We start from the raw sequence: 25,813 nt of genomic DNA on the forward strand, positions 1-25,813 counted from the left end.
TAGCCCGGTGCCGCAACGGATTCGCGACACCGGGCTACATATGCCGTTCGCCGAGGTCACCGGCGTACCACGGGGTGCCCGGGTAGCGGCGACAAGCGGCAGGTCAGCGCTTTTCTTTGATCTTGGCGGCCTTGCCGCGCAGCTCCCGCAGGTAGTACAGCTTGGCGCGGCGAACATCACCGCGGGTCACCACATCGATGTGATCGATGGTGGGGCTGTGCACCGGGAAGGTGCGCTCCACGCCGACACCGAACGACACCTTGCGCACGGTGAAGGTCTCGCGGATTCCGCCGCCCTGGCGCCGGATGACGACGCCCTTGAAAACCTGGATACGTTCTTTGGAGCCCTCGATGACCTTCACGTGCACATTGAGGGTATCGCCCGGACGGAAGTCGGGGACGTCGCTGCGCAGCGAGCTCTCGTCGACGAAATCAAGGGTGTTCATTGATCATCCTTCTGATGGTCGCGCGAACAGAGGAACCTGGCGGCGCGGGCGCTCGACCGGTTCGTGCTCCGAATTGGGGGTGCGCCGGGGAGGTGCCCAGGGCAACCTGTGCATTGTGCCAGATCAGCGATCGATTCCGGAAACCGGCCCCGTACGCTCCGGACCGTCGGGGACCCGGGGTCCGGGGCCGGACGCCACGGTGCCGGTCGATGCGGAATCCGGCGGTCCGGGATCGGCGGGCGGACCGGTGCCGGAGAACGTGGTATCCGGCGGTCCGGGACGCGGTTCGTGCGGCCACAGGTGCAGTTCGTGCAGGAGCGGATGGTCACGGTGGGGGGCGGGTGGCGCCGCGACCACGGTACGGGTCAGTTCTTCCTCGGCCGCCGATCGGGCATGCCCGACATCCGGCTTCCCGGCGATCAGATCCTGGACGAAGATCTTGCCCCGGATCACGGGCCGGCGGTACCGGCGTTCCCGCACGATCGCCCGGTACATCAGCCGCCGCCGCCCACCGTATCGCCAGCGCGCCCAGGGGGCGCCCGGCCGGCTCAGCCGCAACGCGCCGACCACCAGCAGCGGGAGGAAGAACATGCCGAACAGCCCGGTCCAGATCTTGCCCTTGGCGATGACCACGGCGGCCAGCGCCAGGTTCACCACTGCGAAACCGGCGATGAGCAGCCGCGCCGGGAGGCCGAGCCGATCGGGCACATCGTTGATCTCCAGCAGCCACAGCGGATGGAAACCCAGCAGCAGCAAACCGGTGACGGCGAGCGCGACGAACACCGCGTCGACCGAGGTGCGCCCCTGCTCTTCCCAGTAGACATCGCGCAGGTAGTACAGGAGCGCGAACTCGTCGAGTACCAGTGCGGCACCGACCCCGAACGCCGCCGCCAGCCCGGCCGCGACCCCCGGACCGGTACTGCCGTAGCCGACGATCATCCCGATCCCGGAGATCAGCACGAGCACCACACCGAAAACCATGTGGTGGATGTGCACCCCGCCGGTCTGCAGGTTACCGGGCCACCAGCGCACCCGGGCCCGGATCAGCCGGACGCTGAGCCGGATCACCAGGAAGCCGATGATGAAACCGAGCAGGAAACACAGGAGCGGGAGCCGGCCCGCGGCGATCACATCCTCCGACAGCCACCGCCGCATCCCGGCCCCCGTTCCCGAACTCGGTTACTTCCCGAAGCCCGCCCGCCGCAAGGCGTCGGCCATGGCCCCGTTCACAGGTGCATTATCGCGCCGGCCGTCGCGGCTCTGCCCCCGATTGCGGCCGCCGCCGCCCTGGCCGCGGTTCTTGGCCCCGCGCCCCTGGCCGCCGCGATCCGAACCGCCCGAGCGGACCCCGCCCTGGCCACGGCCACGCTCCCCGGCACTCTGCCCGCGGTCGGGTTTCGCCGCCGCGGGGTCGTCGTCGAGTCGCAGCGACAAACCGATGCGCTGGCGGGCGATATCGACCTCGAGTACTTTCACCTTCACCACATCACCGGATTTGACGATCTCACGCGGGTCGCGCACGAAGTTGCGTGACATCGCCGATACGTGTACCAAACCGTCCTGGTGCACACCGACGTCGACGAAGGCCCCGAACGCGGCGACATTGGTGACCACGCCCTCGAGCACCATTCCCGGCCGCAGATCGGCGACCTTCTCGATTCCCGCCGCGAACTCCGCGGTTTTGAACTCCGGACGCGGATCGCGGCCGGGTTTCTCCAGTTCGCTGATGATATCGGTCACCGTGGGTACACCGAATTTCTCGTCGGTGAAATCGGCGGGCCGCAGTGTGCGCAGAACCGAAGCGTTACCGATGATCTCGGCGATACCGCCGCCGGTGGAGTCGAGGATGCGCCGCACCACGGGGTAGGCCTCGGGGTGTACGGCCGAGGTGTCGAGCGGATCGTCACCACCGCGGATACGCAGGAAGCCGGCACACTGTTCGAAGGCCTTGGGCCCCAGCCGGGGAACGTCGAGAAGCGCGGTGCGGCTCCGGAAAGGACCGTGCGTATCCCGGTGGGACACGATGCTCTCCGCCACCGACCCGGTGATACCGGAGACCCGCGACAGCAGCGGTACCGAGGCGGTGTTCACATCGACCCCGACCGCGTTCACGGCGTCTTCGACCACCGCGCCCAGGGAGCGCGCCAACAACGTTTCGGAGACATCGTGCTGGTACTGCCCCACCCCGATGGATTTCGGCTCGATCTTGACCAGTTCGGCCAGGGGATCCTGGAGCCGGCGCGCGATGGAGACGGCACCGCGCAGCGAGACGTCCAGATCGGGCAGTTCCTGTGCGGCATAGGCCGAGGCGGAGTACACGGAGGCCCCCGCCTCGGAAACAACGATCTTGGTGGGTGTGTTCTCCGGGATGCGCTCGATCAATTGCGCGGCGAGAGCATCGGTTTCCCGCGAAGCGGTCCCGTTCCCGATGGCGATCAACTCGACTCCGAACCGCGCCACCAGGGCGGCCAGCACCGCGAGCGATTTCTCGGTCTGGTTCTGCGGTTTGTGCGGATACACGACCTCGGTGGCCACCACTTTGCCCGTGGCGTCGACCACGGCCACCTTGACTCCCGTGCGGTAGCCGGGATCCAGCCCCATGGTGGCGCGGGTACCGGCCGGCGCGGCGAGCAGCAGATCACGAAGATTGGCGGCGAACACCTCGACCGCATCGCGTTCAGCGGCCTGGCGCAATCGCATCCGGGTATCGATACCGAGACTCACCTGCAGTTTCGTCCGCCAGGCCCAGCGCACGGTATCGAGCAGCCAGCTATCGGCGGCACGGCCCCGGTCGGCGATCGAGAAACGTTGTGCGATCCGGGTCTCGTAGACACTGCGCTCGCCCGGAGCGAGTTCGGTATCGGCCGGATCGGGATCCAGATGCAGGGCGAGCACCTCTTCCTTCTCCCCGCGCAGCAACGCGAGAATCCGGTGCGAGGGCAGGCTGGTGAATTCCTCGGCGAAGTCGAAGTAATCGGCGAACTTCGCCCCCGCCTCTTCCTTTCCGGCCCGGACCGTGGCGGTGACCCGGCCGCGGTTCCACATGAGTTCGCGCAGCTCGCCCACCAGATCGGCATCTTCGGCGAACCGCTCGACCAGGATGGCGCGGGCGCCGTCGAGTTGTTCGGCGGAGTATCCGGCCGGATCGGTGTCCGGATCGCCGAGCAACGCATCCGCCACGGGTTCGTGCCCGGCTTCCCGCGCGATCTGAGCCTTGGTGCGGCGCTTGGGTTTATAGGGCAGGTAGATGTCCTCGAGCCGGGCCTTCGTCTCGGCCAGGAGCAGCTGCCGGTGCAGGGCTTCGTCGAGTTTGCCCTGGTTGCGAATGGATTCGATGATGGTGGCGCGGCGTTCGTCGAGTTCGCGCAGATAGTGCAGACGCTCTTCGAGAGTGCGCAACTGGGTGTCGTCGAGCCCGCCGGTGGCCTCTTTGCGGTAGCGCGCGATGAACGGCACGGTCGAGCCGGCGTCGAGAAGTTCGACGGCGGCCGTGACCTGGTTCTCACGCACCGCCAGTTCATCGGCGATACGCCGGCTGACGGTACCGGAAACCGCCGGGCCGGTACCGGCGGCTGGGATCGAGTCGGTAGGCATCGTCTCGGGACTCGAGGTCTCTGGCGCTGTCGTCACGACCCGCACCCTACCGCCGTCCGCCGACAGCGGGTCCGCGCCCGGTCCGGCAGTGTCGTTTCACTTCTTCCGGGTGTCGCGGACCTGCTGCCGCAGCAGAAACCGCTGCACTTTCCCGCTGGGGGTCTTGGGCAGATCGGAGACGAAGTGGACGCGGCGCGGATAGGCGTGCGCGGCGAACTTCTTCTTCACCAAGGTCTGCAGTTCCGCTTCCAGCTCCGCGGTCCCGGTCGCGCCCGCGCGCAGCACCACGAACGCCTCCAGTACCTCACCACGTAATTCGTCCGGCACCCCGATCACCGCGGCCTCGGCCACCTCGTCGTGTACCACCAGCACGCTTTCCACCTCGAACGGGCCGATCCGGTATCCGGCCATGATGATCACATCGTCGTCGCGCGCGGAGAAGTGGAAGAACCCGTCGGCATCACGCGCGCCCGCGTCACCGGTCAGATACCACCGGCCATCCGCGGTGTAACGCCGCGCGGTCCGCTCCGGCTCGTCCACATAGCCGAGGAACCACAGCAGCGCGCTGCGCTGGGCATCGATGGCGATACGTCCCAGTTGTCCGGCCGGCGCCTCGATATCGGCATCCTCGGCCAGCACCGCGCATTCCCACCCCGGCAGCGAGCGCCCCATCGAACCGGGTGGCGCCTCGGTGTTCAGGTCGTCGTGCCAGGCATTGCAGATGACCATGCCGTGTTCGGTCTGCCCGTAGTGATCCCGGACCGCGACCCCCAGGGTCTCCACTGACCAGGCGACCACCTCCGGGGTCAGCGGTTCTCCCGCCGACGAGGCCCGGCGCAGCCGAATCCGTTGCGCCGGCGGCCCGGAGGCGCGCAGCGCCCGGTAGACGGTGGGCGCGGCGGCGAAATTGGTGACCCCGAACCGGTGCAGCACCTGCCAGGTGAGTTCCGGGGAGAAACCGGCGTGCAGCAGCAGGCTGCGGGTACCGGAGGCGAGCGGACCGAGGATGGCGTAGTAGAGACCGTATGCCCAGCCGGGGTCGGCGGCATTCCAGAAGACGTCGTCGGGACGGACGTCCAGCGCGAACTCCTGATAGGCGTGGAAGGACGCCAGGGCGCGTAAGGGGATGGGCACGCCCTTCGGAGTCCCGGTGGTCCCACTGGTGAACAACTCCACCAGCTGACCGTCGCCGCCGGCCACCGCGGCGGGGACGAAATCGACGTCGGCGACCGGCAGGTCCGCCAGCCGCAGCGCGCCGGGCAGCGTCGCGTCACCGGCCACGATCACCTGCCACGGCGGCGTCTCGGGCATATCCCCGCCGGGAGCCAGTTTGCCCGCCTGGTCGCCGTCGGCGATCACGATGGAGGCCTCGGCGGCACGCAGCCGGAAAGCGATCGCCGGCGCGGCGAATGCGGTGAACAAGGGGACGTGAACCGCCCCGCGCCGCCAGATACCCAGCAGTGCCACCACCAGATCCACCGATTTCGCCATCAGGGTGGCGACCCGGTCGCCGTGTTCCACACCGAGCCCGGCCAATGCGGCGGCGAAGCGTTCGGACCGCTCGCGCAGTTCCCCATAGGTGAGATCCACGGCCGACAGATCGCTGTCGACGACGGTGAACGCGACGGCGTCGGCCGGGTGCCGGTCGCACAGCAACCACGCGGCGCAGGCGTCGGGGTGATCGTAGATGTCCAGCAGTTCGCGCACCCGCTCGTTCGGGTCGGCACCCATGTCGCATCTCCTCGGTCGTCATCCGGCTCACTCGCCGTTGCCATAGGATGTAGGTCACACCGTGTACGGCACTACCCCCGAAAAGGGGTGAAACTCGAATGGCTTCCGCCCCTCCGCTGCTGCGCCCCCGCGACCGCGATGCGCTGCGTGCCGAGATCCGCCGGTTGGGCGCCACCGGTGTCCCGGTGGTGTTCGGTGGCGAGGTGCACGCCGATACCCTGCTGCTGACCGAGTTCTCCGGGGTACGGACCGACGGGTTACGCGGCTTGTCGGTGACCCGCGCTTCCGGGCTGGGCGGCCGGGTGGTCGATTCCCGCCGACCCGCCTCGGTCGCCGACTATCGCAGTGCCCTGTCGATCACCCATCACTACGACGAGCCGGTGCTCACCGAGGGGATCCGGTCGGTCCTCGCGGTTCCGGTGGTGGTGGCGGACCGTCCGCGGGCGGTGCTGTACGCGGCGGCCCGCGAAATCGGTCCGATCGGCGACCGCACGATGACCGCTCTGCTCCACGCCGGTCGCCGGCTCGCGAACGAGATCGCCGTCCGCGACGAGGTGGATCGCCGGTTGCGACTCCTGCGGACCGCCGCGCCGGTCCCGGCCGTCACCGGTGCCACCACCGAGGAACTGCGTGCTGTCCAGGTGGAGCTCCGCGAGATGTCGGCGACGACCACCGACAGCCGGTTACGGGAACGGCTGCGAGCGTTGGACGATCGGTTGACCCGTACGCTGGCGGGTGAGCCCGCTCCCGGCGCGCCCCGGCTGTCCCGGCGGGAGATCGACGTACTGCTCCAGGTGGGCCTGGGCTGCTCCAACAAGGCCGTGGCCCAACGGCTCTCGCTCGGCCCCGAAACGGTCAAGAGCTATCTGCGCAGCGCGATGCACAAACTCGACGCGAGCTCCCGGCACGAGGCCGTGGTCACTGCCCGCCGCCTCGGCCTGATTCCCTGACGGGTCGTATCCGGGCGGCGGGCGCTGCCGGTCGGTCGGTTTCCGGCAGCAGGTCCGGACGGCGTGCCCGGGTACGGAGCAAGGACTGTTCCCGGCGCCAAGCGGCGATGCGGGCATGATCCCCCGAGAGCAGGATCGGCGGGACGTCGAGGCCGCGCCAGCTCACCGGGCGGGTGTAGCTGGGGCCTTCGAGCAGTCCGTCGGAGAACGAATCCTGTTCGTGCGACTGCTGATTGCCCAGCACGCCGGGTATCAGCCGGACCACCGCCTCGGTCATCACGAGCACCGCGGCTTCCCCGCCGATCAGCACGTAATCGCCGATACTGACCTCTTGCACGCGCACCCGGCGCGCGGCGTCCTCGAACACCCGCTGGTCGATCCCCTCGTACCGGCCGCAGGCGAAGACCAGATGCGATTCGGCCGCCCAGCGCTGGGCGGTGGCCTGGGTGAACGGCATACCGGCGGGTGTCGGAACCACGAGCAGTGCGTCGTCGGGGCACACCTCGTCGAGCGCATCCCCCCACACCGTCGGCTTCATCACCATGCCGGGCCCGCCGCCGTACGGCGAATCGTCGACGGATTTGTGGACATCGTGGGTCCAGCGGCGCAGATCGTGCACCGCTACGGAGATCACACCCTTGTCGATGGCCTTGCCGAGCAGTGCGGTGCGCAGCGGCTCCAGATACTCCGGGAAGATGGTGAGTACGTCGATCTTCATGACGTCCACCTCACTGCGGGTCCAGCAGGCCTTCGGGCGGATCGATCACGATCAGTCCGTCGGCGACCGATACCGTGGGCACGATGGCGGTGACGAACGGGATGAGGATCTCGCGGCCGTCGTCGGCGGCGCGGACCGAGAGCAGCTCACCCGCCGCCGAATGCAGCACCTCTCGCACGATACCCACGGCCGTGCCGTCGGCGAGTTCCACGCGCAGACCCTCGAGCTCATGATCGTAGAACTCGTCCGGATCCTCGGAAGGCCCGAGCTCCTCGCTGTCCACCAGGAACAGGGCGCCGCGTAACGCGTCGGCGGCCGTCCGGTCGGTGACGCCGGCCAATTGCACCAGGAGCCGGCCCGAATGTTCCCGGGCCGACTCCACGGTGAAACGACGGACCTCGGCCGAACGCGGCAGCCGGGTACGCAGAGTAGCGCCGACCGCGAAGCGTTCCTCCGGCTCGTCGGTGCGTACCTCGACGACCAGCTCGCCGCGCACGCCGTGCGATTTGGCGATCCGGCCGACTACGAGTTCCATCTACTGATCGGTGTCGACCACGTCGACCCGGATACCCCGGCCGCCGATACCGGCGACGAGGGTGCGCAGCGCCGTGGCGGTGCGCCCGCCGCGCCCGATCACCTTGCCCAGGTCGTCGGGGTGGACGTGGACCTCGACGGTGCGTCCACGCCGACCGGTGATCAACTCGACCCGGACATCATCGGGATTGGCGACGATACCGCGAACCAGGTGTTCGACGGCATCGGCGACGACGACGCTCATTACTCGGCGGCCTCGGTGGACTCGGCGGCCTCGGCCTCGCCTTCCTTGTCCTTCTTGGCCTTCTTCTTCGGGGTCACGGCCTCGGTGACCGGCTCGTTCTCCGCGGCGGCCAGCGCGGCGTTGAACAGATCCAGCTTGGACGGCTTGGGTTCGGCGACCTTCAGGGTGCCCTCGGCGCCCGGCAGGCCCTTGAACTTCTGCCAGTCGCCGGTGATCTCCAGCAACCGCTGTACCGGCTCGGTGGGCTGCGCACCGACACCCAGCCAGTACTGGGCCCGCTCCGAGTCGATCTCGATCAGCGACGGCTCTTCCTTGGGGTGGTATTTCCCGATGGACTCGATGGCCCGGCCGTCACGACGGGTGCGGGCGTCCGCGACGACGACGCGGTACTGCGGGTTTCGGATCTTGCCCATACGAGTGAGCTTGATGCGAACAGCCATCTGCTGATCTGCCTTTCATAGTGGTCACGGCGCAATTCAGCGACTCACGCGGTATCGCGAGCCCGGTTTTGCGAATGAAGTGTGTGACCGCCGCGCGGTACGTAACCGGAGACGGGCTGACACTGTCCAGTAGGACGGTCGACCATTCTGCCAGACATCGCGGCCGGCCCGGAAATCGCCTCGCTACACGAAGCGACGGGGGCGCCACCGGGCAAATCGTCCGGCAGCGGGAAATGTACCGCTTGGCAGCTGGTCAGTCCTCTGAGTAGCGTCGCTCAGCCGTATCCCACCTGGACGCGGCCGAGTCGAATGGGAGTACCGACCACGTGTCATTCTCGAACAGACTGGCGTACCGAGTGCGTTTCGCCGAGGTACCCGAGCGCGGCAGCGATTACGTGTCGAATATCGACACCACGGTCTACAACCCCTACCGGGCGGAACTCGACTCCGATTTCGCCGCCTACACCGGGACCGAGACCGTCCTGCCGACCAGCGGCACGGCACTGGCCACCACGCCGATCCGGTACCTGAACCGGGAAGACGGCGAGGCCTCGGTGCGCGGCCAAGCGGTGCCCGGCTGGTACTCCATCTCGGTGAAGCTGAGCCCGTCCCTCGATGAGCAGGCGCAGGTCGCGCCCGTTCCGATCGAGCTCGAGGTCGATGTGACGGGCGCACCGGAACCGGGTCCGCGCTATATCGGCGATACCGCGAGTACGAGTATCTTCGGCGCCGACCCGTAATACGCCGGGACGGCGGATACCACCGCCGCGGCCGATACAGCCGCCGACAGCGTATCGCCGCTGGTATGGGTGGCCGTCGGTGTCGGTGTCGGGGTGCTGGCGCCGGTGATCGTGGCGACGGCCACCTTCCTACTCGTCCGCCGCAGCCGACGCTGACCGAACGCGCCGGGGCACAGCCGGGACGCATTCCCGCTGTGTCCCGGCTTCCGGTCCCGAAGCGTCGAACGCGACGCACCCACCGGCCCCGAACCGCGGATCCCGACGCGACCATACGAGCCGAGTTCTCCGGGACATCGCGAAGAATCGAGGCCCGTCTCGCCGTTCCGGCCTCGAAGCGTATGCGGCGAAGCCGCGAGTCTCAGGACCGGAACAGCGCGACCGAGGAGGCCGCGACCCCGCGGCGCCGCGGAACACAGCTCATTTGCCCGGGAACTTGAACTTGGAGATATCGAAGTTCTCCAACCCCGGCGGCAGCTGATCGAGACCGGGCGGCATATTCGACAGATCGGGCATACCGCCGCCGGGCAAGCCCGGCATCCCGGGGAAACCGCCGCGCATCTTCGGCTGGGTGGGTCCACGCCCGCCCTTCTTCCCCTTCTTGCCCTTCTGCTTCTTGTTGCGACGGTTGGCGCCGGGCATCCCCATCTGCCGACCCATCATCGCCATCATCTTGCGGGCCTCGAAGAAGCGGTCGACCAGCTGATTGACATCGGAGACCTGGACTCCCGACCCGTTGGCGATCCGCAGCCGGCGGGACGCGTTGATGATCTTCGGGTTCTCCCGCTCGGCCGGAGTCATACCGCGGATGATCGCCTGGATCCGGTCGAGCTGTCTATCGTCGACCTGGGCGAGGACATCCTTCATCTGACCGGCTCCCGGCAGCATCCCGAGCAGATTGCCGATGGGACCCATCTTGCGGATGGCCAGCATCTGGTCGAGGAAATCCTCCAGGGTGAGCTCACCGCTGCCGATCTTGCGCGCCGTCTCCTCGGCCTGCTGCGCGTCATAGACCTGTTCGGCCTGTTCGATGAGGGTGAGCACATCACCCATACCGAGGATGCGGCTGGCCATCCGGTCGGGATGGAAGACGTCGAAATCCTCGAGCTTCTCCCCGGTGGAGGCGAACATGATCGGCGCGCCGGTGACGTTGCGCACGCTCAGCGCCGCACCACCGCGGGCGTCGCCGTCGAGTTTGGTGAGTACCACGCCGGTGAAGCCGACGCCGTCGCGGAATGCCTCGGCGGTGGACACCGCGTCCTGGCCGATCATGGCGTCGAGGACGAACAGGATCTCGTCGGGTTTCACGGCGTCGCGGATCCCGGCGGCCTGCGCCATGAGCTCGGCGTCGATACCGAGGCGGCCGGCGGTGTCCACGATCACCACGTCGTGCTGTTTGGCGCGGGCCTCGGTGATACCGGATTCGGCGACGGCGACCGGATCGGCCGCGGTGATGCCGAGCGCGTTGTCGCCCCCGCCGATCGAGGTACCGGGATGGGGCGCGAACACCGGGACGCCCGCGCGTTCACCGACCACCTGCAGCTGGGTGACCGCGCCGGGGCGCTGCAGGTCGCAGGCCACCAGCAGGGGCTGATGGCCCTGGTCGCGCAGCCATTTGGCGAGCTTTCCGGCCAGGGTGGTCTTACCGGCACCCTGCAGACCGGCGAGCATGATCACCGTGGGCGGTGTTTTGGCCAGGGTCAGCCGCCGGGTCTCACCGCCGAGGATCCCGACGAGTTCCTCGTTGACGATCTTGACGACCTGCTGGGCCGGATTGAGCGCGGCGGACACTTCCGCACCCTTGGCGCGTTCCTTGATCCGGGAGATGAACCCGCGGACCACGGGCAGCGCGACATCGGCCTCCAGCAGGGCCAGGCGGATCTCCCGGCAGGTGGCGTCGATATCGGCCGGCGACAGACGTCCCTTACCGCGAAGATCCTTCAGGGCACCGGTCAACCGGTCGGATAGGGATTCGAACACCTGGCGCGCTCCTGATCTCGAGTGACGTCACTGCGTCCCAGGGTAATGGGCGTCCCAGAGTAGCGGGCGGCCCGGCGGGGCCGGGGCCCGCACCGCACTGCTCGCAGACATCACCGGAGATCGTCACCGCACCGCCGGCCCCACGCACCCGAGACGGCGCCATCGGCACTGCCGGGGCCGCAGCGCCCCTACCCGCGCCGCCCGAGGCAGCGCCATCGGCACAGCGGGGTCACGCGGGCCCCGAGCCCGCGCCGCCCAAGGCGGCGCCGTCGACACAGTCGGGCGTGGGGGTGGAGAACCCGCGGCTGTAGTCGTGCTGTTCCACGGCAACCAGATAGGCGGCCTCCCGGCCGGTGAGCCCGAGTTGCCGCGACAGCGTGTCGAGTTGCGACCAGTCGTCGCCGGGCGGCAATCCGCCGGTGGCGACGGCGGCGGCCACGGTCATCGCCGCCATCGCTTGCGATTCGGTGAGCGTACGGCCGGGCAGCCAGGAAACCACCCAGTAGGCATCCCCCACGCAGCGGGCGATATGGGGGGTCGTATCGCTGGTCATGATCGACGAGGTCACCACTTGGATTGCCACCGAGCTGCTCCCCTCGTGAGCGCGACAGTTGACCTCCCGAATGTTAGGGGTCGCCCACGATATCACCACGACCTCTGCAGCAAACGGTTGGCAATCGACGCGCAACGGTGACCTCGGTCGCGGCCGCTAGTCGCCTTCCGGATCCGGAGGGCGGGGCGGTGCCGGCCGGGGAACCACCGCGAGGACGGCCGTTTCGATCGCGGCCCGCCGAGCCGGTCCCGTATCCGCGCCCAGCTCCACGCAGAAGACGTCCACCACGAACGACCCCATCGTGACCACCTTCGCCCAGCGGACATCGGCACCCGCACCGGCCAGGGCCGCGGCCAACCGGCAGAGCAGGCCGATGCGGTCCTCCCCGCGCAACTGCAGGATCAGCTGTCCGGCGACCCCGGTTTCCGACCACAGCAGCCGGGGCTCGGCCCGGGCATGCCGGATATCCCGTTCCCGCTGTGTGAGTACCGCCCGCACGTCGAGGTCGCCCGCCACCGCACGCTTGAGTTCCTGCCGGAGCAGACCGGCGTCCGGCGGTCCGCCGAACGTCGGTGTCACGACGAAAGTGTTGACGGCCGACTCACCCACCGCACGGACCGAGGCCGACAGCACCCGCAGCGAATGCAGGGCCAGGACCCCGGCCGTATTCGACAGCAAACCCGGAGTATCCGGAGCGATGACGGTGGCGATATGCGTGAATTTCCCTTCGCCCGGCGCCAATTCGACATGGATACCACCGGCGGCGGCGCGGGCGAGCAGTTCCTCGGGGACGGGCTCGGGCTCGGGCAGCACCTCACCGGCCATCACGGTGCGGCAGCGGCGGACCAGTTCCCCGATCAACGTCGCCTTCCATTCGCCCCAGACCCCGGGGCCGGTGGCCAGCGAGTCCGCTTCGGCCAGTGCGTGCAGTAGTTCGAGGCGACGCGGATCGTTGTCCAGTGCCTCCACCACGTACCGGATGGTCGCGGGGTCGTCGATATCGCGGTGGGTGGCGGTATCGGGCAGCAGCAGGTGGTGGCGTACCACGGCGCTGAGGACCTGCACATCCGAGGGCCACAGCCCCAGCCGCCGGCCGATCTGGGTGGCCAATTCGGCCCCGACCAGGCAGTGGTCTTCCGTGCGGCCCTTACCGATATCGTGCAGCAGCGCACCCAGCGCCAGCAGGTCCGGCCGGGCGACGCGGGTGCTCAGGGCACTCGCGTAGGCCACGGTTTCGATCGAATGCCGGTCGACGGTCCAGGTGTGCAGTGCGTCTCGCGGCGGCAGATCGCGGACCGCGCCCCATTCGGGAAGCAGCCTGCCCCATAATCCGGTCCGGTCCAGTGCCTCCACCGCGTCGATCACTCCACGGCCCGAACCGAGCAGCACCAGCAGATCGTTGAGCGCGTCCTTCGGCCACGGTTCCCGCAATTCGGGCGCATCCTCCGACAACCGGTTCAGTGTGGTCGCCGACATCGGCAGCCCCGTCTGCGCCGAGGCAGCGGCCACTCGCAGCACCAGCCCCGGATCCCGCTGTGGCCGGGCATCGCGGGCCAATACGACCTCACCCGCGTGTTCCACCACTCCTTCGTCCAGTGGCCGCCGCACCGGCATCCGCCGCAATCGGGCCAATCCCTTGCGTGGCAGGGCGTTGCCCGCGGTACGCAGACCGACCTCCACCGAATACCCGACCGTACGTGCCGCGTCGCTGAGCGTGCGGGCCAGATCGAAGCGGTCGCCGATGCGCAGCGCCGCACCGATCTCGTCGGCGTCCTGGGCGTGCAGCTGGTCCCGTGCCCGGCCCGCGACCCGGTGCAGTTCGGTGCGGACATCGAGCAGACGCCGGTGCGCCTGAGCGAGCCCACCGCCCGGCGCGTCCGGTCCGAGGCCCGGCATGGCGTCGGTGAGCTGGGCGATGGCGAGCGCGTCGAGCAACTGGATATCGCGTAATCCGCCGCGCCCGTTCTTCAGGTCGGGTTCGGTACGGTGGGCGACCTCACCGCTGCGTTCCCAGCGGGCGCGGACACCGGCGAGAAGTTCGTCGAACCGGCCGCGGATCCCGCTGCGCCAGTCCTTGCGCACCCCCGCGATGAGCCGGTCGCTGAGTTCGGCGTTGCCGACGATATGGCGGGCGTCCAGCATGCCGAGCGCGGCGACCAGATCGTCGGCGGCCACCTTCAACGCGTGTGGAACCGTGCGCACGCTGTGATCGAGTTTGATATGCGCGTCCCACAGGGGGTACCAGAGCCGATCGGCGATTTCGGCCACCCGTTTCGGGTCCATGTCCTCGTGCAGCAACACCAGGTCGAGATCGGAGTACGGCAGCATCTCGCGCCGCCCGAGCCCGCCCACGGCGATGATCGCCAGTCCGCTGTCGGCCGTGATCCCCACCTCGGCGCCTTTACTGGTGAGCCACAGCTCGTACAGATCCACCAGGGCGGCCCGCAGCGATTCGGCATCGAGCCGTGGATGCCTGGGCACCCCGCCACCGAGCAGCTGGTCCCGCGCCCGTACCAGGTCCGCGGCGCCGTGTGACAGCGTCGCGGATCCATCCGGCTGCCCATCCGCTACCCGCCCGGATTCCCGCGCCTGCCGGTTCCTACCCAACGCAACCACCACCCGTCCCACACGGGCGGCCCCGCCCGACCGCAATGGTGGGGCGGGGCCGCCGTTATCGTTCACACCCGCTGTCGCGACGCGGGTTACAGCGCGTCGATGCCGCGTTCGCCGGTGCGTACCCGGACGATCGTTTCCACCGGGGCCACCCAGACCTTCCCGTCACCGATCTTGCCGGTCCGGGACGCCTCGACGATCAGGTCCACGACCCGGTCCACCGATTCGTCGTCCACCACCACCTCGACTCGTACCTTCGGCACGAAATCGACCGAGTACTCCGCCCCGCGGTAGACCTCGGTGTGCCCCTTCTGCCGCCCGTATCCCTGGACCTCGCTCACGGTCATCCCGAATACGCCTGCCTGCTCCAGGCCGGTTTTGACGTCTTCGAGCGTGAACGGTTTGACGATTGCGGTGATCAGTTTCATGGGTTCATGCCTCCTTGCCGGCCGAGCGAGCGGTACCACCCAGTGCAGCGAAATCGTATGCCGTCTCCGCGTGTTCGGAATCGTCCATACCGCCCGATTCCGCGTCGGCGTCGGCGCGCAGACCGATGGTGAACTTGATCGCGTACGCGATAACCAGGGCGATCACGAAGGAGTACACGAGCACCGCGACCGCGCCGAGCGTCTGCCGGCCCAGCAGTTCGAGGTCACCGCCGTAGAGCAGGCCCGTGGCGCCCGCGGGCGCCTCGGGAGCGGCGAACAGGCCGATCAGCACCGTGCCGAGGATACCGCCGACCATATGGATACCGACGACGTCGAGCGAATCGTCGTAACCGAATTTGAACTTCAGGCTCACCGCGAGCGCGCAGACCGCACCGGCGATGACACCGATGGCCAATGCGCCCAGTACGTTCACCGAGGAGCAGGAGGGCGTGATAGCGACCAGCCCGGCCACGATACCGGAGGCGGCGCCCAGCGAGGTGGGTTTACCGTCGCGGATCTTCTCGACCACCAGCCAGCCGATCATCGCGGCGGCGGTGGCGACCAGGGTGGTGACGAAGGCGGCACCGGCGACACCGTCGGCGGCCGCCGCCGAACCGGCGTTGAAACCGAACCACCCGAACCACAGCAGCGCGGCACCGAGCATGACGAACGGCAGGTTGTGCGGGCGGAAGGGGGTCTGCGGCCAGCCCGCACGTTTGCCGACCACGATGGCCAGCGCGAGCGCGGCGGCGCCGGAGTTGATGTGGACGGCGGTACCACCGGCGAAGTCGATGGCCTCGACCTTCTCCATGATCCAGCCGCCGCCCCAGACCCAGTGGGCGACCGGGAAGTACACCACGGTGGCCCAGATGGCGCTGAAGACCAGCCACGCACCGAACTTCAGCCGGTCGGCGACCGCACCGGAGATCAACGCGACGGTGATGATCGCGAACATCGCCTGGAAGGCGACGAAAACGGTCGCGGGAATGTTCCCGATGAGGGGGACTCCTGCCGATTCCTCACCGAACCCGGCGATCAGGGTCTTCAGGCCGAAGAACTGACCCGGATCCCCGAACAGACCGCCTTTGTCGGTACCGAATGCGATCGAGAAGCCGTACAGCACCCAGAGCACAGTGACCACAGCCATCGCGCTGATGCTCATCATGATCATATTGAGCACGTTCTTCGCGCGGACCATACCGCCGTAGAAGAACGCCAGCCCGGGTGTCATCAGTAGAACGAGCGCCGCGCTCGTCAATATCCATGCGGTATCGCCGGCGTTGGGTGCGCCGATCACGGTTTCCACCAGTTTCCTCCCTCATCCGTCCGGCCCGCCGCCTTCGCGACATCGGGCCCGCTACAGAAGGGTCCTCATTCGGTGTTTCATCCGTGACGCCCGCGTGTTTCACCTAGGTGAATGGATCGCGCTGCGATGTTTCGGGTGTGTTGCACGCACTGCGCGCGGGTTCCGCGACCGCTGTGAGCAGGGCCGGAACGCCGGCGGTCGAGGGGCCGATGCGGTACGGCGGGAGGTGCCGCGCCGCACCGGCCCGCCGGATCAGCCGAGCAGCGCGTCCACGAAGGCGGCCGGTTCGAACGGGGCCAGATCGTCGGCGCCCTCACCCAGGCCCACCAGTTTCACCGGTACACCGAGCTCGTGCTGGATCTGGAAGACGATTCCGCCTTTGGCCGTTCCGTCGAGCTTGGTCAGGACCACGCCGCTGATATCGACCACCTCGGCGAAGATACGGGCCTGGGCGAGCCCGTTCTGACCGACGGTGGCATCGAGTACCAGCAGTACCTCGTCCACCGAGGCCTTCTTCTCCACGACGCGTTTCACCTTGCCGAGCTCGTCCATGAGCCCGGTCTTGGTGTGCAGGCGCCCCGCCGTATCGATGAGCACCGCGTCCACTCCGGTGTCGATACCGGTGGCCACGGCATCGAAGGCCACCGCGGCCGGGTCGGCCCCCTCGCGACCGCGTACGGTTTCCGCGCCGACCCGCTCGCCCCAGGTCTGCAACTGGTCGGCCGCGGCGGCGCGGAAGGTATCGGCGGCGCCGAGCAGCACCCGGCGGCCGTCGGCCACCAGGACCCGGGCGAGTTTGCCGGTGGTCGTGGTCTTACCGGTGCCGTTCACCCCGACGACCAGCAGGATCGACGGGTGATCGGGATGCGGTAGCGCGCGTACCGAGCGGTCGAGCTCGGGCCGCAGCGATTCGATCAGCACATCCCGCAGCACGGCCCGGGCGTCGTCGGCGGTGCGCACGCTGCGCGCGGCCATCTCCTCCCGCAGCCGTTCCACGATGACCGTGGTGACCGCGGTCCCGATATCGGCGAGGACGAGGGTGTCCTCGACCTCCTCCCAGGACTCCTCGTCGAGGTCGCCGCCGCCGAGCAGACCCAGCAGGCTCTTGCCCACCGCGTTCTGCGACCGGGACAACCTTCCCCGCAGCCGGGTCAGCCGGCCGGAGGTGGGTTCGATCTCCTCGACCTCCGGCACCAGATGGGCTCCGGCCGCCGTATCGGGGGCGACGACCGCGGGTTCGGTGGTCTCGGTATCCGCGGGAGGGACAGCGGCCCCCCGGTCCGTGGTGGTTTCCGGGGTCGCGCTCGGCGGCTCGGCGACCCGGCCGGGTTCTCCGTCGACGACCGGCCCGGGTTCGGTGGCCGACGGTGCCGTGGCCGGGGGCTCGGTGGCCGGCGGTTCCGGGGCCGCCGGTTCGGTGGTCGGCGGTTCCGGGGGAGCCACGGCGGGGCTCCCCGTGGCCGCTTCCGGGATCACTTCTGTGGAGTCCCCGGGTCGGACAACGGTCTCCGGTTCCACGGTGGACGCCGCGTCCTCGGGGGCGAGCGTGTCCGGGAGCGGGACGTCGGTGATCCCGCGGCGCGGAGCGTCCCGCGGTACGGCGGCGTCGTCACCGATATGCGGCTGGCCCTCGGTATCGGTCCGCTCAGTGGGACTCGGCCCGGGAGGCGCCGCGGTGACGCCCTGCCCGCCTCGGCTGAAGGAGAAGCCACCTGCGGCCTGATACCCGCCCGACCGGTCGGTGAGCTCCTCCTTTCCGGCCGGTGGTGTCAGCGAGACCCGGCCGCGTTTGTACCGGACGAAGCCGGCCACGAGCGCGACCAGCAGTACGGCGGCGATCGCTGCGATCAGAATCCAGGCTTGGGCACTCACGCCGACCATCCTTGCAGAGCGGGCCGGGGCCGGAGGCGACCCGGCCCGGCACGCGCGGCGGGCTCGCCGGGCAAAAGCCCGGTAGCCAGTGCTTTACCGGTCCGGTCCGGCGAATAGGGGCCGGTGAGATTTCTTGTCCTGCGGAACTTCTCGCGGCAGGCCAATAGGATCGGCGATGTGACCGATCGAAACGTGCTTGGGGGTCCGCTACAAGAGTGCGGCACCGATCCGCTGACCGGGTTCTACCGGGACGGCTGCTGTAGCACCGGCCCGGAGGATCTGGGTAGCCATACCGTGTGCACGGTCGTCACAGCCGAGTTCCTGGAGCATCAGGCGTCCATCGGCAACGATCTGAGCACACCCCGCCCGGAGAACAATTTCCCCGGCCTCCAGCCCGGGGACAGATGGTGTGTGGTGGCGGTGCGTTGGTTACACGCGCACGAGGACGGTGTGGCCGCGCCGGTGGTCCTGGCGGCGACCCATGAGAACGCCCTGGAAGTGATATCGATGGAGATCCTGCGCAAATACGCGGTCGACGTACCCGACGACGTCAGCGATCTGCTCTGACCGCCCGCGCGGCGGATCCCCCGCACGGGCGGGCCGTCAGCCCGCCGTACCGGCCGGGGTGAGGTTCTGCCCGCGCAGCCGCTGGGAGATGACCTGGGTGATCCCGTCACCGCGCATACTCACCCCGTAGAGCGCGTCGGCGATCTCCATGGTCGGTTTCTGGTGGGTGATCACGATCAGCTGGCTCTTCTCGCGCAGTTGTTCGAACAGCCCGATGAGACGACGCAGATTGGTATCGTCGAGCGCGGCCTCCACCTCGTCCATCACGTAGAACGGCGACGGCCGGGCGCGGAAGATGGCGACCAGCAGCGCCACCGCGGTCAACGATTTCTCCCCGCCGGACAGCAGCGACAGCCGTTTGACCTTCTTGCCGGGTGGACGCGCCTCCACCTCGATACCGGTGGTGAGCATATCGCCGGGGTCGGTGAGCAGCAGACGGCCCGCGCCGCCGGGGAACAGCGCGGCGAAGACCTGGACGAACTCCCGTTCCACATCGGCGTAGGCATCGGTGAAAACCTGCAGGATGCGGGCGTCCACCTCGGCCACCACATCCAGGAGGTCCTGCCGGGCCTTCTTCACGTCCTCGAGCTGGGTGGCCAGGAAGTTGTAGCGTTCCTCGAGGGCCGCGAACTCCTCGAGGGCCAGCGGGTTCACCTTGCCGAGCGTGGCCAGATCCTTTTCGGCGCGTTTGGCACGGCGTTCCTGCGAGGCCCGGTCGAACGGCATCGGCGCGGGGGCAGTGACCTGCTCACCGCGTTCCTTGGCCTGCTCGTACTCCCGCATCTCCAGTTCACTGGGCGGCAGCGGCACATCGGGCCCGTATTCGGCGATCAGATCCTCCAGTGCGATACCGAACTGTTCGGCGATCGTCGTCTCCAGCTGTTCGATACGCAGCGCCGCCTGCGCCTTGGCCACCTCGTCGCGGTGCACGGCGTCGGTGAGCTGGGTGAGCTGCGTGCCGAGCGCGCGCACCCGTTCCTTGATCCGGTCGACCTCGGTGGCGCATTCGCTGCGCCGACGGACCAGTTCGTCACGGCGGGCCGCGGCAGCGGTCACCACCTGCTCCAGCTCCGCGGCCAGATCGGCGCCGGCTTCGGCGACCGCGGCGGCGACCTGCGCGGCCTGCCGACGGGCGGCCTGAGCACGTTCGGCGCGGGCCCGCGCCTCCCGTTCCGCGCGGGCGGCGCGGCGCAGCGAATCGGCCTTACCGCGCACCGATTCGGCGCGCTCCTCGGCCGTGCGTACCGCCAGCCGCGCCTCGACCTCCATGGCCCGGGCCTCGGCGAGGGCGGCCGCGGCCTCCTCCCGGGCCAGCGCGGCGGCCTCGGTTCCGGCGGTTCCGGCGGTATCCCCCGTCTCGGCCTGTTCACGTTCCGCGTGGCGGAGCCGGTCCTCGAGCTCGGCCAGGGCCGTGATCGCCTCCTCACGGGCGGTCTCGGTGTCGGCGCGCTGGGTGACGAGCCGCTCGGATTCGATTCGCGCCGCGCGCACCGCCGCACCGAGCCGGCCCAGCCGCTCGTAGATCGCGTTGAGGGCCTGATCGGATTCGTGCAGCGCCAGCAGTGCCTGATCGACGGCGTCCTTGCGGTCGGACTGTTCCTCCAGGGCGCCCGCCAGGCTCGCTTCCAGCTCCTCGGCGCGCCGCTGGGCGGCGGCCAGTTCCGCCGCCGTGGCATCGATATCCGCCTGGATCTCCAGCCGGCTGGGTGAGCGGTCCGAGCCGCCGATCAGCCAGCCCGTACCGGCCAGATCTCCGTCACGGGTGACGATCCGCACATCGGGATACTCGGTGAGCAGGGCCGCCGCGGTATCGAGATCGTCCACCACCGCGACCCGGTGGGTGAGGGCGGCCACCGCCGCCTGTACCGAACCGGGGCAGTCGACCACCTCCCGCAGCCACCGGGCCGAGCCGGACAGCGCTCCGGTATCCGCGTCCGGAGCGGGGCTCGGGCCCTCGTACACCAGTGCGGCCCGCCCGCCGTCCGCCTTTCCGAGGGCGCGCAGGGCGCTGAGCGCGGTGTCGCCGGTATCGGCCACCACAGCCTCGGCCACCGGCCCGAGTACCGCCGCGACCGCGGTCTCGTACCCGGCGTGCACCCGCAGCACTCCCGACAGCGGCCCCAGCAGGCCGGCCGGATGGTTCTCGGTGAGCCAGGCCGCGCCGTCCCGGCTGGCCAGGTTCATACCGAGCGCTTCGATCCGCGCGCTCAACGAGGCGACCCGGCGGCTCGCCTCCCGGTCCTCGGCGCGTAGTTCGGTGACCCGCCGGTCGGCCAGATCGAGCGCCTCCACCGCGTGTTCGTGCTGGGCGTCGAGCCCGGCTTCGCCGGCGTCGAGTTCGGCCAGTTCGTCCTGAACGGTGTCGTATTCGGCCTGGGCGGCGTCACCCCGGGCACGGGCCTCACCGATCGTGGTGGACAGCCGCACGATCTCGGCGTCGAAGGACTGGGCCCTGGTACGCAGATTCTCGACCTGGCCCGCGAGCCGGACCAGCCCTTCGCGCCGGTCGGCGATGGCCCGGACCGCGGCCAGATGTGCCTGTTCGGCGGCCTTGGCGGCGTGTTCGCGGTCGGCGAGTCCGTCGCGGGCGGCCTCCAGTGTCTCGGTCGCCATCTCCACGGCTTCCCGGAGTTCGGCCTCCTCGGCCTCGACCCGGTCGGCCTCCGCCTCGAGCTGGTCGGGGTCGCGGCCGGGGTTCGCCGGCGCGGCGGTATCCAGATGCCGGGCCCGGTCGCCGGCGATCCGGATGGTCGCGTTGACTCGTTCGGCCAGTGCGGAGAGCTGGAACCACAGCTGCCCGGCGGCCTCGGCGCTCGGGGTGAGCCGGGAGAGCTGGAACTCCTGCTGGGCGAGTGCGGCGTTGGCCGCGTCGAGTTCGCTCTGCACGGTGATCTGTTGTTCCCGCGCGTAGGCCTCTTTACTCTGCCGGCTCTGCAGCTCGGCCCGCCGGGTGACCAGATCGTCGGCGGCCAGGCGCAACCGGGCGTCGCGGAGATCGGCCTGGACCGTCTGCGCCCGGCGCGCGACCTCGGCTTGGCGCCCCAGGGGTTTGAGCTGACGGCGCAGTTCGGTGGTGAGGTCGGTGAGACGGGCCAGGTTGGCCTGCATGGCGTCCAGTTTGCGGACGGCCTTCTCTTTACGTTTGCGGTGTTTGAGCACACCGGCGGCTTCCTCGATGAAGGCACGGCGATCCTCCGGCCTCGATTCGAGGATGGCCGACAGTTGCCCCTGGCCGACGATGACATGCATCTCCCGGCCGATACCGGAGTCGCTGAGCAGCTCCTGGACATCCATCAAGCGGCAGGAGTTGCCGTTGATCTCGTATTCACCGGCTCCGTCCCGGAACATCCGGCGGGTGATGGAGACCTCGGCGTAGTCGATGGGCAGGGCACCGTCGGAATTGTCGATGGTGAGCGTGACCTCCGCGCGGCCCAGTGCCGCCCGGCCGGAGGTTCCGGCGAAGATGACGTCCTGCATCTTGCCACCGCGCAGGGCTTTGGCGCCCTGCTCACCCATCACCCAGGTGAGCGCGTCGACGACATTGGATTTCCCGGACCCGTTGGGCCCCACCACACAGGTGATACCGGGTTCGAACCGCAGGGTCGTCGCGGACGCGAAGGATTTGAAGCCCTTCAACGTCAAGCTCTTCAGGTGCAACGCCGACGACCCTTTCCGCCTCCACGTACTGTCCGCCTCACCCAGGCCGATCAGCCATGGTATAGGCCCGCGCCACCGGATTCCCATCCGGCGCACCGGCTGTGCCGATCGATTGCCGGTGGACGCGGGTACGGCGGCCCGGCGGTTCGACCGACCGGGTACCGCCGAGGCTACCGGGCGTTATACGGCGCGGCGATGGCAGCGGCCCGCTTCGATACCGGTTGCCGCCCGCAATGCCAGCACCGCACCCCATGGGCCGATGACCCAGATGGGCCAGAAATAGGTGAGGGCACCGCTGCCGAGGGATATCGCCGCCCAGATCACCAGTACCAGCACGCTGACGAAGAGCCAGGCGCTCGCCTCGATCCGCTGCCAGATGGGGAACCGCGAGCGCGTGACGCGGTTCGGCTCGGGTGCCGCCGCGGGTAGGTCCGCGAGGACGTCCTTCAGCTCTTCCCGTGTCGTGGTCCGGTAGACCTGCGCGACCCGCTGGTCGTATTCGGCGAGATCGAGGCGGCCGTCGCCGAGGTGCCGGCTCAGTTCCCGCACGATCCGGTCGCGTTCGGCGTCCGAGGCCCGGGTGCCCGTCGTGATCTCCATAGCGCTCCCCTTAGCGATCGACCCACATTCCACTGTGGAATAGAATCAGAATGAGCCTTCCACTATGGAATGTCAACCCCTTTCGCGAGGACCGAGCGGGCCCAGGACCGGCTACCGCTCGGCGAAACCCTCGAATCCGCCCCGCGCCTGCTCCCACGACTCCACCACCAGATCCACCCGGCCCGGTGTGGTCCCCGACCGCAACAGGGCCAGCAGTTCGGCCGCGGCGGCGCGCGGGCCCTCCGCGATCACCCGCACCCGCCCGTCCGCGGTATTGGCCGCATACCCGGTAAGTCCGAGTTCCAACGCCCGCGACCGCGTCCACCAGCGGAAACCCACCCCCTGCACCCGGCCGTGCACCCAGGCCCCGAGCCGCACCCGCTCGGTCGCGCCCGTGTCCTCACCCGCCATGATCAGTCGACGGTGTCGATATCGAAGGACAACGTCACCTTGCTCCCGGCCTGCAACGTACGACCGACCGTGCACACCTTGTCGATGGCGCGTTGCACCGCAACCAGCAACCGTTCCCGAGCCGCCGCGTCCAGCTCACTGAGATCGAGCTCGAACACCTCGTCCAGCTGCGGGTACACCTCGTTCTCGCGGTCCGCGGCGCCCGAGACCCGGATGGTGGCGTCGTAGTCGTCACCGAGCCGGCGCGACAGCGGGAAATCCGAACTCATCCCGGAACAAGCGGCCAGTGCGATCTTCAGCAGCTCACCGGGGGTGAAAACACCCGGTACCCCGTCCGACCCGATCAGTACCTCTGCGCCGCGCGAACTGCGCCCGGTGTAACGCCGGGTCCCCGTGCGTTCCACCCACAGCGTGGTCGGACCGGGCTGAGCGGCGGGAGCGGGGGCGCCGGCCGGTGCCGGCACGGTAGCCGCGGCGGTGTCATCAACCATGGTTGCGATCCTGCCATCCCCGGGTGGATATCCGCGCACCCCCATGGGCCCGGCCGTCATCTCACGCCCGGCTCGCGCCGGGCCGGGCGGGCAACGCACGGATCCACCGGATCGGATCAATCCTCGACGAGAACCTCCCCGCCGGGATCGGCGGCAACGAACGCCAGCAACCGCTCGGCCTCGGCCACCACCTGTTCGCGTTCGGTCGCGGTCAACGGGTACCAGGGCGCGATACGCAGGTGCGGACCGTCGAGCCACCATCTGCCGTGCGCGAAACCGTCCACCAGGTAGACCGGCACCCCTGCCGACCCCTCCTTCGCGATCCGGCGCCGGTCCTCCTCGGCGATGATGCGACGCCGATCCTTGTAGCCGAGCAGGGCGTTGTCGAACGCGGGCAGGAAGCGCACCGGCGCCTCCAGATCAGCGTCGGCCAGCGGCGCATCGGGTAGGTCGAAAAGCTCCACCCCCTCCGGCCCGCGCAGGACCCGCAGCTGCGGACGCAGCGGATCGACCACCTCGCGCAACCGGGTCAGACCCGACCATGCCTGGATATCGGCCACCGTAGCCGGGCCGAACGCCGCGAGATAGCGCCCGACGAGGGCGGCCGGATCCGGCTCGCCGAGTGGCGCGCCGATCCATTCGTCGGCCGTACCGACGGTGACGTAGCGGTTGTGCCAGCGACCCCAGGCACCGGTCTCCGCGCCGTGCGCCAGCGGTACCAGGATCTCCACCGTTTCCGCGAGGCGGCGGGTATGCCGCTGCGGGAAGCGCTCGGCCAACAGCAGACCCAATTCGCGGCGCGACATCTGCCGGCCCGCCAGCAGCTCACGGCCGGCCGCGACCAGCTCCGCATGGTCGAGCCCGGTGATCTCGTTCCGGTAGTAGGCCGTATTGAGCAGGCCGCGCACACAGGGCTGCAGCGTGGGCCGTAACCAGCGATAGTCCTCGGCGGTGCTCAGATGCACGGTGCGCCGGAGGGTGGTGGAGCGCACCAGCTTCCGATCGCGCAACAACCCGGCGAGCTCGTCGTGGCCGAATCGCGCCAGGCGTGTCCACAGCCCCACATAGGGCCAGTTCGGCTCCTGCCCCTGTACCGCGACCAGATGCCGGATCAGGTCGTAGGGCGTACGCTCGGTGCGGCCGGCCAGATGTTGGCGCACCAGCAGGGTACGGTTCAGCACACGTAACGACAGTTCGGGCATGCGGCGCATTATGGCCGCACCCACCGACATTCCGGCCGGGTCGTGATCCGGAAGGCGCGTATCCGTCCCGGCAACGGGTCCACGGGACGGATATCGGCGCTCAGTGGATCCTGGCGTACTTCACGAACACGACCCCGTCCTCGAAGGTCTGGCTGGTGATGGCCCGGAACTGCGCCGGCTCCGGCAGCCGCGGGCCGGTACCGAACAGCGGCCGGCCCCGGCCGAGCACGACCGGATACAACTTGAGGAAGATCTGATCGATCTCCGGGAGCAGCGTATGCGCCAGCTCACCGCCGCCGCACAGCCAGATACCCGGCCCCTCCTCCTTCTTGAGCTCACGGACGCGCGCGAGCGGATCGCTGATCAGCGTCACCGCCGGATCCGGTGAAGTGGCCAGGGTCTTGGACGCCACGTACTGCCGCAGATGCGCGTACGGGCTCGTGGTACCCGTCCGGACCCCGAAATCGTGGGTCTTACGGCCCATGATCACCGTATCGAAGGTTTCGTTGGGTTTATCGATACCGAAGGTCTCGCGCACCTTCGAAGGCAGCGTTTCGGGGTACTGCGCCGCGATGATCGGGCCGTGGTCGCCCCCGACGGGGAAGAAATCGAGCGAGCCGTCCTCGGTGGCGATGAACCCATCGATGGTGGCGGCGACGAAGTAGGTGAGCTTGCGCATGACGTCCCTCCCAGACATACCGGGTCGGTGATCCTGCCCTCTTCCGAAACCGTAGCCCGCC

The 25,813-nt window shown here is 69.0% G+C and carries 23 protein-coding genes; 3 read left to right on the forward strand and 20 right to left on the reverse strand.

Annotated features, from left to right (window positions below):
- Positions 1-103 precede the first annotated feature (103 nt).
- From rplS to ACYR7D_RS26660, 4 genes are all read right to left on the reverse strand, one after another.
- Positions 104-445, reverse strand: coding sequence for a 50S ribosomal protein L19 (gene rplS / locus ACYR7D_RS26645; RefSeq protein ID WP_030521783.1), 342 nt, complete (start codon positions 443-445; stop codon positions 104-106).
- Positions 446-568: 123 nt separating this feature from the next.
- Positions 569-1,600 carry a hypothetical protein gene (locus ACYR7D_RS26650; protein WP_459547256.1) on the reverse strand — a complete coding sequence of 344 codons (1,032 nt, stop codon included), beginning with the start codon at positions 1,598-1,600 and terminating at the stop codon, positions 569-571.
- Positions 1,601-1,624: 24 nt separating this feature from the next.
- The gene (locus tag ACYR7D_RS26655) at positions 1,625-4,039 is read right to left on the reverse strand and encodes a Tex family protein (protein ID WP_459550304.1); all 2,415 of its coding nucleotides are present in this window, start codon (positions 4,037-4,039) and stop codon (positions 1,625-1,627) included.
- A gap of 96 nt (positions 4,040-4,135) precedes the next feature.
- Entirely contained in the window at positions 4,136-5,770 is a 1,635-nt protein-coding gene (locus ACYR7D_RS26660; protein ID WP_459547257.1) for an AMP-binding protein, read from the reverse strand.
- A 98-nt stretch (positions 5,771-5,868) separates the two neighbouring features.
- On the opposite strand from ACYR7D_RS26660, the gene ACYR7D_RS26665 reads away from it, so the two are divergent.
- Complete coding sequence (locus tag ACYR7D_RS26665; RefSeq protein ID WP_459547258.1) at positions 5,869-6,720, forward strand: helix-turn-helix transcriptional regulator; 852 nt, start codon at positions 5,869-5,871, stop codon at positions 6,718-6,720.
- Here ACYR7D_RS26665 and trmD read toward each other — a convergent pair.
- Genes trmD through rpsP form a run of 4 tightly spaced genes read right to left on the reverse strand, consistent with a single transcriptional unit; the run spans position 6,689 to position 8,656 of the window.
- Complete coding sequence (gene trmD, locus ACYR7D_RS26670; protein ID WP_459547259.1) at positions 6,689-7,438, reverse strand: tRNA (guanosine(37)-N1)-methyltransferase TrmD; 750 nt, start codon at positions 7,436-7,438, stop codon at positions 6,689-6,691. The genes ACYR7D_RS26665 and trmD overlap by 32 nt on opposite strands.
- Positions 7,439-7,448: 10 nt before the next feature.
- Positions 7,449-7,973, reverse strand: a complete 525-nt coding sequence (rimM, locus tag ACYR7D_RS26675; RefSeq protein WP_459547260.1) for a ribosome maturation factor RimM — start codon at positions 7,971-7,973, stop codon at positions 7,449-7,451.
- Complete coding sequence (locus ACYR7D_RS26680) at positions 7,974-8,216, reverse strand: RNA-binding protein (RefSeq protein WP_030521790.1); 243 nt, start codon at positions 8,214-8,216, stop codon at positions 7,974-7,976.
- The gene (rpsP, locus tag ACYR7D_RS26685; protein ID WP_459547261.1) at positions 8,216-8,656 is read right to left on the reverse strand and encodes a 30S ribosomal protein S16; all 441 of its coding nucleotides are present in this window, start codon (positions 8,654-8,656) and stop codon (positions 8,216-8,218) included. Before rpsP ends, ACYR7D_RS26680 begins: the two co-directional genes overlap by 1 nt.
- Before the next feature lie 326 nt (positions 8,657-8,982).
- Here rpsP and ACYR7D_RS26690 point away from each other — a divergent pair, with 326 nt between their 5' ends.
- On the forward strand, positions 8,983-9,396 hold the full coding sequence (locus ACYR7D_RS26690) for a hypothetical protein (RefSeq protein WP_459547262.1): 414 nt from the start codon (positions 8,983-8,985) through the stop codon (positions 9,394-9,396).
- A 417-nt stretch (positions 9,397-9,813) separates the two neighbouring features.
- Here the strand turns inward: ACYR7D_RS26690 and ffh are convergent, their stop codons facing one another.
- The 6 genes from ffh to ftsY form a co-directional block, all read right to left on the reverse strand.
- Positions 9,814-11,373, reverse strand: a complete 1,560-nt coding sequence (gene ffh / locus ACYR7D_RS26695) for a signal recognition particle protein (protein WP_459547263.1) — start codon at positions 11,371-11,373, stop codon at positions 9,814-9,816.
- A 229-nt stretch (positions 11,374-11,602) separates the two neighbouring features.
- Positions 11,603-11,956, reverse strand: a complete 354-nt coding sequence (locus ACYR7D_RS26700) for a hypothetical protein (RefSeq protein ID WP_459547264.1) — start codon at positions 11,954-11,956, stop codon at positions 11,603-11,605.
- Between the two features lie 126 nt (positions 11,957-12,082).
- On the reverse strand, positions 12,083-14,542 hold the full coding sequence (locus ACYR7D_RS26705) for a [protein-PII] uridylyltransferase (RefSeq protein ID WP_459550305.1): 2,460 nt from the start codon (positions 14,540-14,542) through the stop codon (positions 12,083-12,085).
- An 86-nt stretch (positions 14,543-14,628) separates the two neighbouring features.
- Positions 14,629-14,967 (reverse strand): P-II family nitrogen regulator, encoded by a 339-nt coding sequence (locus ACYR7D_RS26710; protein ID WP_459547265.1) that lies wholly within the window; start codon positions 14,965-14,967, stop codon positions 14,629-14,631.
- A gap of 4 nt (positions 14,968-14,971) precedes the next feature.
- Positions 14,972-16,261, reverse strand: coding sequence for an ammonium transporter (locus tag ACYR7D_RS26715; RefSeq protein WP_459550306.1), 1,290 nt, complete (start codon positions 16,259-16,261; stop codon positions 14,972-14,974).
- 264 nt (positions 16,262-16,525) lie between these two features.
- On the reverse strand, positions 16,526-18,145 hold the full coding sequence (gene ftsY, locus ACYR7D_RS26720) for a signal recognition particle-docking protein FtsY (protein WP_459547266.1): 1,620 nt from the start codon (positions 18,143-18,145) through the stop codon (positions 16,526-16,528).
- A 177-nt stretch (positions 18,146-18,322) separates the two neighbouring features.
- On the opposite strand from ftsY, the gene ACYR7D_RS26725 reads away from it, so the two are divergent.
- Entirely contained in the window at positions 18,323-18,712 is a 390-nt protein-coding gene (locus tag ACYR7D_RS26725; RefSeq protein ID WP_280401323.1) for a DUF2237 family protein, read from the forward strand.
- Positions 18,713-18,748: 36 nt separating this feature from the next.
- On the opposite strand, the gene smc is transcribed toward ACYR7D_RS26725, so the two are convergent.
- The 6 genes from smc to ACYR7D_RS26755 all read right to left on the reverse strand — a co-directional run bounded on the left by smc (position 18,749) and on the right by ACYR7D_RS26755 (position 25,752).
- Positions 18,749-22,369 (reverse strand): chromosome segregation protein SMC, encoded by a 3,621-nt coding sequence (gene smc / locus ACYR7D_RS26730; protein ID WP_459547267.1) that lies wholly within the window; start codon positions 22,367-22,369, stop codon positions 18,749-18,751.
- Between the two features lie 180 nt (positions 22,370-22,549).
- The gene (locus ACYR7D_RS26735) at positions 22,550-22,969 is read right to left on the reverse strand and encodes a DUF1707 SHOCT-like domain-containing protein (protein ID WP_459547268.1); all 420 of its coding nucleotides are present in this window, start codon (positions 22,967-22,969) and stop codon (positions 22,550-22,552) included.
- Positions 22,970-23,080: 111 nt separating this feature from the next.
- On the reverse strand, positions 23,081-23,380 hold the full coding sequence (locus ACYR7D_RS26740) for an acylphosphatase (RefSeq protein ID WP_459547269.1): 300 nt from the start codon (positions 23,378-23,380) through the stop codon (positions 23,081-23,083).
- 2 nt (positions 23,381-23,382) lie between these two features.
- Positions 23,383-23,871, reverse strand: a complete 489-nt coding sequence (locus ACYR7D_RS26745; RefSeq protein ID WP_459547270.1) for an OsmC family protein — start codon at positions 23,869-23,871, stop codon at positions 23,383-23,385.
- A gap of 116 nt (positions 23,872-23,987) precedes the next feature.
- On the reverse strand, positions 23,988-25,073 hold the full coding sequence (locus tag ACYR7D_RS26750) for a winged helix DNA-binding domain-containing protein (protein ID WP_459547271.1): 1,086 nt from the start codon (positions 25,071-25,073) through the stop codon (positions 23,988-23,990).
- A gap of 100 nt (positions 25,074-25,173) precedes the next feature.
- Positions 25,174-25,752 carry a dihydrofolate reductase family protein gene (locus tag ACYR7D_RS26755; RefSeq protein ID WP_459550307.1) on the reverse strand — a complete coding sequence of 193 codons (579 nt, stop codon included), beginning with the start codon at positions 25,750-25,752 and terminating at the stop codon, positions 25,174-25,176.
- Positions 25,753-25,813 lie beyond the last annotated feature (61 nt).

This window comes from Nocardia sp. X0981 (genome assembly GCF_977089955.1).